Genomic DNA, 11,298 nt, shown 5'->3' on the forward strand with positions numbered 1-11,298 from the left:
CCCGTCGGTGCTGCTGGTCGTCGGAGTGAACGGCACCGGGAAAACCACCACCGTCGGCAAGCTGGCACGGGTGCTGGTGGCCGACGGGCGGCGCGTGGTGCTCGGCGCGGCCGACACCTTCCGCGCCGCGGCGGCCGACCAGCTGCAGACCTGGGCTTCCCGGGTCGGCGCGGAGGTGGTGCGCGGGGCCGAGGGCGCCGACCCGGCGTCGGTGGCATTCGACGCCGTCGACAAGGGCATCGCCTGCGGCGCCGACGTGGTGGTCGTCGACACCGCCGGGCGGCTGCACACCAAAGTCGGGCTGATGGACGAGCTCGACAAGGTTAAGCGCGTGATAAGCCGGCGCGCGGCCGTCGACGAGGTGTTGCTGGTGCTCGACGCCACCATCGGGCAGAACGGGCTGGCCCAGGCCCGGGTGTTTGCCGACGTCGTCGCCATCACCGGGGCGGTGCTCACCAAGCTGGACGGAACGGCCAAGGGCGGCATCGTTTTCCGCGTCCAGCAGGAGCTCGGGGTGCCGGTGAAGCTGGTCGGACTCGGCGAGGGCCCCGACGATCTCGCGCCGTTCGAACCGGCCGCCTTCGTCGACGCGCTGCTCGGCTGAAACCCCTTACACGCCGCGCGCGACGTTAATAGCGCCGAAACATCGCGGCCCCATTGCCGAAACAACCATTGCGCATGGTTCTCGCAGGCTACAGGCAGCTGCCTGTCAGCCTGCTGATGCCGACCGGAGGTGAAAGCGAGTGAGTTTCCCGCAATTGGGCCAACCCGATACCGGCGATACCGCCTGGATGTTGGCGAGTTCCGCGCTCGTGCTGTTGATGACGCCGGGTCTTGCCTTCTTCTACGGCGGCATGGTCCGGACCAGAAGCGTGCTCAACATGATCATGATGAGCATCAGTGCGATGGGCGTTGTCACCGTGCTGTGGGTGCTGTACGGCTACTCAATGTCGTTCGGCGACAGCAAAGGTGGCGTCGTCGGCAACCCGACTGACTACTGGGGCCTGGCGAAGCTCATCGGCGGGAATGCCGCCAAAGCCGATCCGTCCAAGGGCGCCGCGCAGGTGGATATTCCGCTGGCCGGCACGATGCCGGCCACCGTCTTCGTGGCCTTCCAGCTGATGTTCGCGATCATCACCGTCGCCCTGATCTCGGGCGCCGTGGCGGACCGGTTGAAGTTCACCGCCTGGCTGGTTTTCGCGGGGCTGTGGGCGACGCTGGTGTACTTCCCGGTCGCGCACTGGGTCTTCGCGGCCGACGGGTTCGCGTCCGAGCACGGCGGCTGGATCAACAACAAGCTGCACGCGATCGACTTCGCGGGTGGAACGGCGGTCCATATCAACTCCGGTGTGGCCGGCCTGATGCTGGCGATCGTGCTGGGCAAGCGCAAGGGTTGGCCGACAACCCTGTTCCGCCCGCACAACCTGCCGTTCGTGATGCTCGGCGCCGGCTTGCTGTGGTTCGGCTGGTTCGGGTTCAACGCCGGATCGGCGACGAGCTCCAACGGCGCCGCCGGGTCGACGTTCATGACCACCACGGTCGCCACGGCCACGGCCATGCTGGCGTGGCTGCTGACCGAGCGCATCCGTGACGGCAAGCCCACGACGCTGGGAGCGGCGTCGGGCATCGTCGCCGGCCTGGTTGCCATCACGCCGTCGTGCTCGTCGGTCAACATCCTGGGCGCGATCGTCGTCGGCGCGGTGGCCGGCGTGGTGTGCGCGCTGGCGGTCGGCCTGAAATTCAAGCTGGGCTTCGACGACTCGCTCGACGTCGTCGGGGTGCACCTGGTCGGCGGTCTGGCGGGCACGCTGCTGGTCGGGCTGCTCGCCGCGCCGGAGAGCACGGCGATCAACGGCGTGACCGGGGTGTCGAAGGGCTTGTTCTACGGCGGTGGCTGGGCGCAGCTGGAGCGGCAGGCGGTCGGTGCGTTCTCCGTCCTGTTCTACTCCGGCATCGTCACCCTGATCTTGGCCTTGATCCTGAAGTACACCATCGGGCTGCGTCTGAACCCCGAGGCCGAATCGTCTGGCATCGATGAGGCCGAACACGCCGAGAGCGGATACGATTTTGGCGTGATCGGCGGGCAGGGTTCGGGTCTTCCGGCGGCGCGGATTCCCGTGGATGACCGTAACGGTCTCGACGACCGGACGGCCGACAAAGTGGAGGCAGAGCAGTCATGAAGCTAGTCACGGCGATCGTGAAGCCATTCACACTCGATGACGTCAAGACCAGCCTCGAGGAGGCCGGCGTCCTGGGGATGACGGTCAGCGAAATCCAGGGCTACGGCCGGCAGAAGGGCCACACCGAGGTTTACCGCGGAGCCGAGTACTCGGTCGACTTCGTGCCGAAGGTGCGGATCGAGGTGGTGGTCGACGACTCCATCGTCGACAAGGTCGTGGACAGCATCGTCCGGGCGGCCCGCACCGGCAAGATCGGTGACGGCAAGGTCTGGGTGAGCCCCGTGGAAACCATTGTGCGGGTGCGCACGGGTGAACGCGGAACCGATGCCCTCTGACCCCAGCCGTAGATTGTTGATCCAGGCCGGACGGGCCGGGAGGGTATGAAACAGGACCCACCCGACCCGTCCGGGTCATCTGGACCGGTAACAGAAACCGCCTGCGCGGCAAGCGATTTGGCTGCCGCGCGGCGGCAGCTGCTGTCCGAGGGCGCTGGGCTGCACGCGGCCGAGCTGCGGCACGCGTGGCTTGATCTGCACGAGTCGTGGCTGACCGCCAAGGCGGACGAGATCGGGATCACCGACGGCAGCGGATTCGCGATCGTCGGCATCGGCGGACTGGGCCGCCATGAGCTGCTGCCGTATTCCGATCTGGACCTGATGTTGCTGCACGACGACAAGCCCGCCGATGTGTTGCAAGGGGTCGCCGACAGGCTGTGGTATCCGTTGTGGGACGCCAACGTTCGGCTCGATCACAGTGTGCGCACCGTCTCCGGCGCGCTCGGCGTCGCCAACGCCGACATGATCGCCGCGCTGGGCATGCTGGACGCTCGCCACATCGCCGGCGACGCGCCGCTGTCCGAGGAGTTGATCGCCGGCGCAAGAAGGCAGTGGCGCAGCGTAATTCGCTCTCGGATGAACGAGCTGGTCGAGATCACTCAGGCCCGCTGGGAGCGCTGCGGCCGGATCGCGCAACGCGCCGAGCCGGACCTCAAGTCGGGCCGCGGCGGCCTTCGCGACGTGCAACTGCTCAACGCGCTGGGGGTGGCCCAGCTCATCGACCGCCACGGCATGGCGCGCCCGGAAACGCCGGGGGGTTCACTCGACGACGCCTATCTGACGCTGCTCGACGTGCGCACCGAGCTGCATCGGGTGTCCGGGCGCGGTCGCGATCAGCTGCTGGCCCAGTACGCCGACGAGATCAGCGCCGCCCTGCACATCGGTGACCGATTCGACTTGGCACGCAAGCTCTCCGGGGCCGGCCGCACCATCGCCTACCACGCCGAGACCGGGTTGCGGACCGCCGAAAACGCCTTGCCGCGGCGCGGCGTGTCGGCCCTGGTCCGGCGGCCCAAGCGGCGACCCCTGGACGAGGGCGTGGTCGAGTACGCCGGGGAAATCGTGCTGGCCCGCGACGCCTCGCCCGAAACCGACGCCGGGCTGGTGCTGCGCGTCGCCGCCGCCTCGGCCGAGACCGGAGTGCCCATCGGCGCCGCCACGCTGAGCCGCCTGGCCGCCGGCGCGCCCGAGATGCCCATCCCTTGGCCGCGCGAGGCATTGGACGACTTGCTGGTGGTGCTTTCCGCCGGGCCCACCGCGGTGGCGACGGTCGAGGCGCTCGACCGCACCGGGCTGTGGGAGCGGCTGTTGCCGGAATGGGCCGCGATCCGCGACCTTCCGCCGCGCGATGTCGCGCACAAGTGGACCGTGGACCGGCACGTCGTCGAGACCGCCGTCAACGCGGCCGCGCTGGCCACCCGCGTGGCGCGACCCGACCTGCTGGCGCTGGGCGCGCTGCTGCACGACATCGGCAAGGGCAGGGGAGTCGACCACAGCGTGCTCGGGGCCCAGATGGCCATCGAGATGGGAGCCAGGCTCGGGGTCGCGCCCAGCGACGCCGAGTTCCTGTCCAAGCTGGTCCGCCACCACCTGCTGCTGCCGGTGGTGGCCACCCGCAGCGATCTCAACGACCCCAAGACCATCGAGGGCGTGTCGGAGGCCCTGGGCGGGGATCCGCTCTTGCTCGAGGTGCTGCGCGCGCTGACCGAGGCGGACTCCAAGGCGACCGGCCCCGGCGTGTGGAGCGACTGGAAGGCGTCCCTGATCGAGGACCTGGTGCGCCGCTGCCGCATGGTGATGGCCGGTGAGCCGCTGCCGCAGGCCGATCCGGCGACGCCGCATTATCTTTCGCTGGCCGCCGACCACGGGGTGCACGTGGAGATCACGCCGGGCGACAGCGCGCGCATGTATCAGGTCGTCATGGTCGCCCCGGACCAGCGGGGCCTGGTCTCGAAGGCCGCGGCCGTGCTGGCGCTGAACTCGCTGGGGGTCCACTCGGCGACGGTGAACAGCTACGAGGGCGTCGCGATCACCGAATTCGTGGTGTCACCGCACTTCGGCTCCCCGGCCGCCCCCGAGCTGTTGCGCCAGCAATTCGTCGGCGCCCTGGCGGGCGACATCGACGTGATGGCCGCGCTGGAGAAGCGGGACAGCGAGGCAACCGGCCCGGGCGCCACGCGGGCGGGGGAGGTGCAGGCCGGGGTCCCCGTGACGCGTTCGACCGCGCCGCCCCGGATCGTGTGGCTCGACCCCGCCGCCGACGGCCACCTGGTCGTCGAGGTGCGCGCCATGGACCGGCCGGGCCTGCTCGCGTTGCTGGCCCGCGCGCTGGAGCGGGCCGGGGTCGACATCGGGTGGGCGAAGGTCAACACCTTCGGGTCGACGGCGGCTGACGTGTTCTGCGTGGAGGCCGTCGACGATGCGCGCGCGGCGGTGGAAAAGCACCTGCTCGACGTGTTGGGCGGGCAGGCGGAGGTGGCAGCGGGCTAACCCGGGCGGGACTGCTCGGAATTGAGCTGCCGCAGGGCCTCGATGCGGGCCTGGATCTGCTCGCGGGTCGCCGCGGCGATCGGCGGTCCCCCGCAGCGGCGGCGAAGCTCGTTGTGAATCCACCCGTGCGGTTTGCCGGTGCGGTGGTGCGTCGCCGAGACGAGGGTGTTCAGCTCGCGGCGCAGGTCGCGGAGTTGCCCGTGCATGGAAAGCCGCGCCGCCGGCGCTTGGTCGCCTGACGCGGCCCGCCTCTTGAGTTGCTCGTCCTGGCGCTGGTGCAGCAGGGCGCGCATCTGTTCGGCGTCGAGCAGCCCCGGGATGCCGAGGTAGTCGGCCTCCTCGTCGCTGCCGGCCGGCGCCGCGGTGCCGAAGGAGGAGCCGTCGAAGATGACCTGGTCCAGCTCGGCGTCGGCGCCCAGCGAGGTGAAACCCTGATCGGTTTCCGTCTTTTCGGTCTGCCTCCGGGTCGCGGGATCGCCGTCGAGGGGATCGTCGTCGGCGTCGCGGTGCGGTTGGCCGAGCACGTGATTGCGCTGGGCCTCCAGCTCGCTGGCGAGCTGCAGCAGGCTGGGCACCGACGGCAGGAAGATGCTCGCGGTTTCGCCCGCCCGGCGTGAGCGCACGAACCGGCCGATGGCCTGGGCGAAGAACAGCGGCGTCGAGGCGCTGGTGGCATAGATGCCGACCGACAGCCGCGGCACGTCGACGCCCTCGGAGACCATGCGCACCGCGACCAGCCACCGGCTGGTGCTCTCGGCGAATTCGCTGATCCGGTCCGACGATCCCGGATCGTCGGACAGCACGACCGCGGGCACCTCCCCGGTGAGCCTCGTCAGCAGCGCGGCGTACGCGCGCGCCGCGGTGCGGTCGGAGGCGATGATCATGCCGCCGGCGTCGGGCACGTGGGCTCGCTTTTGGCGCAGCCGCTCGTCGGCGGCCGCGATCACCGCGGGCATCCACTCGCCCGCGGGGTCGAGCGCGGTGCGCCACGCCCGCGCGGTGTGTTCGGCCGTCAGCGGCTCGCCCAATCGGGCGGCGTGCTCCTCGCCCGCGCTGTCGCGCCAGCGCGCCTCGCCCGAGTAGGCGAGGAACACCACCGGCCGGACCACGCCGTCGGCCAGCGCCTCGGCGTAGCCGTAGGTGTGATCGGCCCGCGACCGCAGCACCCCGTCCGCGCCCGACGTGTAATCGACGAACGGGATGGGGCTGTCGTCGCTGCGAAACGGCGTGCCCGTCAAGGCGAGTCGCCGGGTGGCATCGCCAAACGCCTCGCGGATGGCCTCGCCCCAGGTCTTCGCGTCGCCGCCGTGATGGATCTCGTCGAAGATCACCAGCGTCTTGCGCTGCTCGGTGCGCACCCGGTGCAGCGTCGGGTGCGCCGCGACCTGGGCGTAGGTCACCATCACGCCGTGAAACTCCGGCGAGGTCTGGGGGTTGGTGTTGGAGAATTTCGGGTCCAGGGCCAGGCCGTGGCGCCCCGCGGCCAGCGCCCACTGGGTCTTGAGGTGCTCGGTGGGCACGACGACGGTGAGCTGCTCGACGGCGCGATGGCCGAGCAGTTCGGCGGCGACCCGAAGCGCAAACGTCGTCTTCCCGGAGCCGGGGGTGGCGACGGCCAGGAAATCGCGCGGCTGGGCGGCGAGGTAGCGCACCAGCGCTTTGCGCTGCCAGCCGCGCAATGCCACGCCGGTGTCGCCGCCGTTCGTGCTGACCGGTTGCAAACAGCTCCCCCCAAAAGTTGCGTGGTCGGCGCGGCCGGCTCGGTTCGGCGGCGGCTGTGAAATGTAGCATGCCAACGCTTTTCGGCGCAGCAGCGACGCGAGCTAGACGGCGCGGCTCGCCAGGTCGCGGGATTGAATCCACGTGTGAATTCGTTTGGCGACGTCGGCCCATCCCGGCTCGAGCATCATGTTGTGGCCCATGTCGAAGAATTCCGGCTCGGTCCGGTAGGCGCGCGCGGTGGCGCGCACCGCGCGGACGCTGACGAAACCGTCGTGCACGGCGCCGAGGACCAGCATCGGGGTCCGCACCCGCTCGGTATCCACCCGGCGAAACATCGGTTCGGTCATCGCCGCGCGGATGCTCTCGGGTCCGGCGCGGTGCCAGCACGATTGGACGACGTCCTCGGGCGTGTCCGCGCAGAAGAGATATTCGCGCGCGAGGGCCGCGGTGCGCAGGAACCTGACCAACGTCGGGTCGTTGAACGAGTGCACGGTCATCCACGGGCGGCGGCGCCACACCCGCAGCGCCGCCCCAAGCACGCCCGACGGCGGCAGGGAGCCGACCAGCACGGCGGCCGGCGCGGTTCGGTCTTCGAGGTAGCGCTGGATGGTGTAGCCGCCCAGGGAGTGGCCGATCAGGATCGGCGAGCCGCCCAGGTCGTGGGCCACCGCCCGGATGTCGTCGATGTAGTCGGTGATCGAGACCTTGTGCAACGGCTTGTCGGTGGGGCTGGTGCCGTGCCCGCGCAGGCTCATGGCGACCGCGCGATAACCCGCGTCGGCGAAGAAGTCCAGGAAGTGCTCGTCCCAACACCACGCGCCGTGCCAGCCGCCGTGCACGAACAGCAGCGGCACCGGGTGCGCGTCGCCGCGGGACCCCTTGTCGATCACCTCGAGCATGAGCCTGACCCCTCTGAGCTATCGGCCTCGCCGAAACATAAACGACGGCGACGCCCGTCGGCGGGTCTTGTGCGAGATTTCCGTGTCGCGGAGCCTGCGCTGGCACTACCACTAGGCTGACGGGGTGTTTGAATCCCTGTCCGACCGATTGACCGGTGCCCTTTCGGGGCTGCGCGGCAAGGGTCGACTGACCGACGCCGATATCGAGGCGACCACCCGCGAGATCCGGCTGGCCCTGCTGGAAGCCGACGTTTCCCTGCCCGTGGTGCGGGCGTTCGTCGGCCGGATCAAGGAACGCGCCAAGGGCGCCGAGGTCTCGGGTGCCCTCAACCCCGCGCAACAGGTCGTCAAGATCGTCAACGAGGAACTCATCGGCATCCTGGGCGGGGAAACCCGCCAGCTGGCGTTCGCCAAGACGCCGCCGACCGTCATCATGCTGGCCGGCCTGCAGGGTTCCGGCAAGACGTCACTGGCCGGCAAGTTGGCCGCGTGGCTGCGCGGCCAGGGGCACACGCCGCTCCTGGTCGCCTGTGACCTGCAGCGGCCCGCCGCGGTCAACCAGCTGCAGGTGGTCGGTGAACGCGCCGGGGTACCGGTCTTCGCGCCGCATCCCGGCGCTCCATCTTCTGGCCCGGACACCGGGCCACCCGGCGATCCCGTCGCCGTCGCGGCGGCCGGCCTGGCCGAAGCCCGGGCCAAGCATTTCGACGTCGTCATCGTCGACACCGCCGGCCGGCTGGGCATCGACGACGAGCTGATGGCCCAGGCCGCGGCCATCCGCGACGCCGTCGACCCCGACGAGGTGCTGTTCGTCCTCGACGCGATGATCGGCCAGGACGCCGTCACCACCGCCGAGGCGTTCCGCGAGGGCGTCGGATTCACCGGCGTGGTGCTGACCAAGCTCGATGGGGACGCCCGTGGCGGCGCCGCGCTGTCGGTCCGCGAGGTGACCGGCGTGCCAATCCTTTTCGCCGCGAGCGGCGAGAAGCTGGAGGACTTCGACGTCTTCCACCCGGACCGGATGGCCAGCCGCATCCTGGGCATGGGCGACGTGCTGACCCTGATCGAGCAGGCCGAGCAGGTCTTCGACGCGCAGCGCGCCGAGGAGGCCGCCGCCAAGATCGGCAGCGGCGAGCTCACGCTGGAGGACTTCCTCGAGCAGATGCTCGCCATCCGCAAGATGGGCCCGATCGGCAACCTGCTGGGCATGCTGCCCGGGGCCGGCCAGATGAAGGACGCCCTGGCCGAGGTCGACGACCGCCAGCTCGACCGGCTGCAGGCCATCATCCGCGGCATGACGCCCCAAGAGCGGGCCGACCCGAAGATCATCAACGCGTCGCGGCGGCTGCGCATCGCCAACGGCTCGGGGGTGACGGTGTCGGAGGTCAACCAGCTGGTCGACCGCTTCTTCGAGGCCCGCAAGATGATGTCGTCGATGCTGGGCGGCATGGGCATTCCCGGCCTGGGCCGCAAGTCGGCGACCCGAAAGGCCAAGGGGGCAAAGGGCAAGAAGGGTAAGAAGGGCGGGCGCGGTCCGACCCCGCCGAAGGCCAGGAACCCGCTCATGCAGGGCTTGCCGGGCATGCCGGCCGGGTTCCCCGACCTGTCGCAGCTGCCCGAAGGCCTCAACGAGCTGCCGCCGGGCCTGGCCGACTTCGACCTGTCCAAGCTGAAGTTCCCGGGCAACCCGGGCAAGAAGTCGTGACGATCGCGAGCGCGGCGGAGCCGGGCGAAGCGGGTCGTCACCGTCAGAACGTGACGATCGCGAGCGCGGCGGAGCCGGGCGAAGCGGGTCGTCACCGTCAGAACGTGACGATCGCGAGCGCGGCGGAGCCGGGCGAAGCGGGTCGTCACCGTCAGAAGTAGCCGCGCCGTGCGAATGCACGTGCGGGGTCGGGGGCTGCCCGACGAGGCCGAGCTGCAACTGTGGATCGTCGACGGCCGCATCAGCACCGAACCGGTGGCCGGCGCCGACACCGTGTTCGACGGCGGTTGGGTGCTGCCCGGGCTGGTCGACGCCCACTGCCACGTCGGGCTCGGCGACGACGGCGAGATCCCACTCGAGGAGGCGATCGGCCAGGCCGAGGCCGAACGCGATGCCGGCGCGCTGCTGCTGCGTGACTGCGGCGCCCCGACCGACACCCGCAGCCTCGACGACCGCGACGATCTGCCCCGCATCATCCGAGCGGGAAAGCACCTGGCCAGGCCCAAGCGTTATGCGCGGGGCTTCGCCGTCGAGCTCGAAGACGAATCCCAGCTGCCGGAGGCCGTGGCCCGGGAGGCGAAGCGCGGCGACGGCTGGATCAAGCTGGTCGGCGACTGGATCGACCGCGGCGTCGGCGATTTGGCCCCGCTGTGGTCCGACGACGTGCTCAAGGCCGCGATCGCCACCGCGCACGAGCACGGCGCGCGCGTCACCGCGCACGTCTTCAGCGAGGACGCCCTGCCCGGCCTGATCAACGCCGGGATCGACTGCATCGAGCACGGCACCGGGCTCACCGACGACACGATCGCGTTGATGGTCGAGCATCAGACCGCGCTGGTTCCGACGCTGATCAACACCCTGGAGAACTTCCCGGGCATCGCCGAATCCGCGGCGCGCTACCCCGCCTACGCCGCGCACATGCGCGACCTGCACGCCCGCTGCCTCGCGCGGACGGCCGCGGCGCGCGAGGCCGGCGTGCCGGTGTACGCCGGCAGCGACGCGGGCAGCATGATCGCGCACGGGCGCATCGCCGACGAGGTCGAGGCCCTCAAGCGCATCGGGATGAGCCCGACCGAGGCGCTGGGCGCGGCGTGCTGGGACGCCCGGCGCTGGCTGGGCCGGCCGGGCCTGGAATACGGGGCGTCGGCCGATCTGTTGTGCTACGCCGAGGACCCACGACAGGGTCCCGGTGTGCTGAACAGGCCCGACCTGGTGATATTGCGGGGCAAGGCCTTTCGGCCCCACGGATAGGCGCGCGAGGCATCGCGAACGCGGATAGGATCCTTCGAATGGCGTTGGCCAGCGGCGCGACCTTCGCCGGTTACCTGGTCGCGCGGAGGCTGGGTTCTGGACCGACTGGCACGGTGTACCTTGCCCAGGATCCGCGGGCGTCGCGCTGGCAGGCGTTGAAGGTCCTGTCGCCGGCGCTGTCGGACGACGGCGAATTCCGCCGGCGGTTCATCGATGAGATCCCGGTCGCGACGCGCCTGTATCACCCCAACATCGTCGAGGCGCGCGACCGCGGCGTCTTCGACGGTCAGCTGTACGTCGCGATGGAGTACGTCGAGGGGATCACCGCCGCGCGGCTGATCGCCGATCGGTTCCCGGCGGTCGCGCCGGCGGGCGAGGTGCTCGCCATCGTGACCGCCCTCGCCGGCGCCCTCGACTACGCGCATGACCGCGGGCTGCTGCATCGCGACGTCAAACCCGCCAACGTGCTGTTGACGGGTCGGGATGAAGGCGAGCAGCGGACCCTGTTGACGGACTTCGGGGTGGTCCGCCGCCCCGGCACGGTCGGCTACGTCGCGCCCGAGCAGCTGCTGGGCGCCGGCGTCGACGCGCGCGCCGACCAGTACGCGCTGGCCGCGACCGCGTTTCACCTGCTGACCGGCGCGCCGCCGCCACCCGACGGCGCGCCGCCCAGGATCAGCGAACAACGCCCGGAGCTGGCACGCCTCGACGGCGTG

Annotated in this window: 9 protein-coding genes and 1 pseudogene; 8 read left to right on the top strand and 2 right to left on the bottom strand. The window is 70.5% G+C overall.

The window, feature by feature from the left end:
* The 4 genes from ftsY to BN4348_RS34630 all read left to right on the top strand — a co-directional run.
* Positions 1–604 (top strand): signal recognition particle-docking protein FtsY (ftsY, locus tag BN4348_RS61110; protein WP_084453975.1); only part of this gene is annotated, 604 nt, incomplete at its 5' end.
* 187 nt (positions 605–791) lie between these two features.
* A complete protein-coding gene (locus tag BN4348_RS34620; RefSeq protein ID WP_066909445.1) occupies positions 792–2,180 on the top strand; it encodes an ammonium transporter in 1,389 nt (462 codons plus the stop codon).
* Positions 2,177–2,515, top strand: coding sequence for a nitrogen regulatory protein P-II (glnB, locus tag BN4348_RS34625; protein ID WP_066909426.1), 339 nt, complete (start codon positions 2,177–2,179; stop codon positions 2,513–2,515). The genes BN4348_RS34620 and glnB overlap by 4 nt, the downstream gene beginning before the upstream one ends.
* 45 nt (positions 2,516–2,560) lie before the next feature.
* The gene (locus BN4348_RS34630; protein ID WP_084453976.1) at positions 2,561–5,005 is read left to right on the top strand and encodes a [protein-PII] uridylyltransferase; all 2,445 of its coding nucleotides are present in this window, start codon (positions 2,561–2,563) and stop codon (positions 5,003–5,005) included.
* Here BN4348_RS34630 and BN4348_RS34635 read toward each other — a convergent pair.
* Together BN4348_RS34635 and BN4348_RS34640 are read right to left on the bottom strand one after the other, a co-directional pair.
* Complete coding sequence (locus BN4348_RS34635; RefSeq protein ID WP_066909433.1) at positions 5,002–6,726, bottom strand: DEAD/DEAH box helicase; 1,725 nt, start codon at positions 6,724–6,726, stop codon at positions 5,002–5,004. The genes BN4348_RS34630 and BN4348_RS34635 overlap by 4 nt on opposite strands.
* Before the next feature lie 102 nt (positions 6,727–6,828).
* Positions 6,829–7,626: an alpha/beta hydrolase gene (locus BN4348_RS34640; RefSeq protein WP_066909436.1), complete on the bottom strand. Its 798-nt coding sequence runs from the start codon at positions 7,624–7,626 to the stop codon at positions 6,829–6,831.
* Positions 7,627–7,750: 124 nt separating this feature from the next.
* Here BN4348_RS34640 and ffh point away from each other — a divergent pair, with 124 nt between their 5' ends.
* From ffh to BN4348_RS34655, 4 genes and pseudogenes are all read left to right on the top strand, one after another.
* A complete protein-coding gene (gene ffh, locus BN4348_RS34645; protein WP_066909439.1) occupies positions 7,751–9,331 on the top strand; it encodes a signal recognition particle protein in 1,581 nt (526 codons plus the stop codon).
* Positions 9,332–9,378: 47 nt separating this feature from the next.
* Positions 9,379–9,480: pseudogene (locus BN4348_RS62690) on the top strand (hypothetical protein); the annotation flags it as partial.
* Positions 9,481–9,505: 25 nt separating this feature from the next.
* A complete protein-coding gene (locus BN4348_RS34650; protein ID WP_096866104.1) occupies positions 9,506–10,582 on the top strand; it encodes a metal-dependent hydrolase family protein in 1,077 nt (358 codons plus the stop codon).
* A gap of 38 nt (positions 10,583–10,620) precedes the next feature.
* Positions 10,621–11,298 (top strand): serine/threonine-protein kinase (locus BN4348_RS34655; RefSeq protein ID WP_142308783.1); only part of this gene is annotated, 678 nt, incomplete at its 3' end.

The sequence above is a fragment of the Mycobacterium interjectum genome, assembly GCF_900078675.2.
Classification (GTDB): Bacteria; Actinomycetota; Actinomycetes; order Mycobacteriales; family Mycobacteriaceae; genus Mycobacterium; species Mycobacterium interjectum.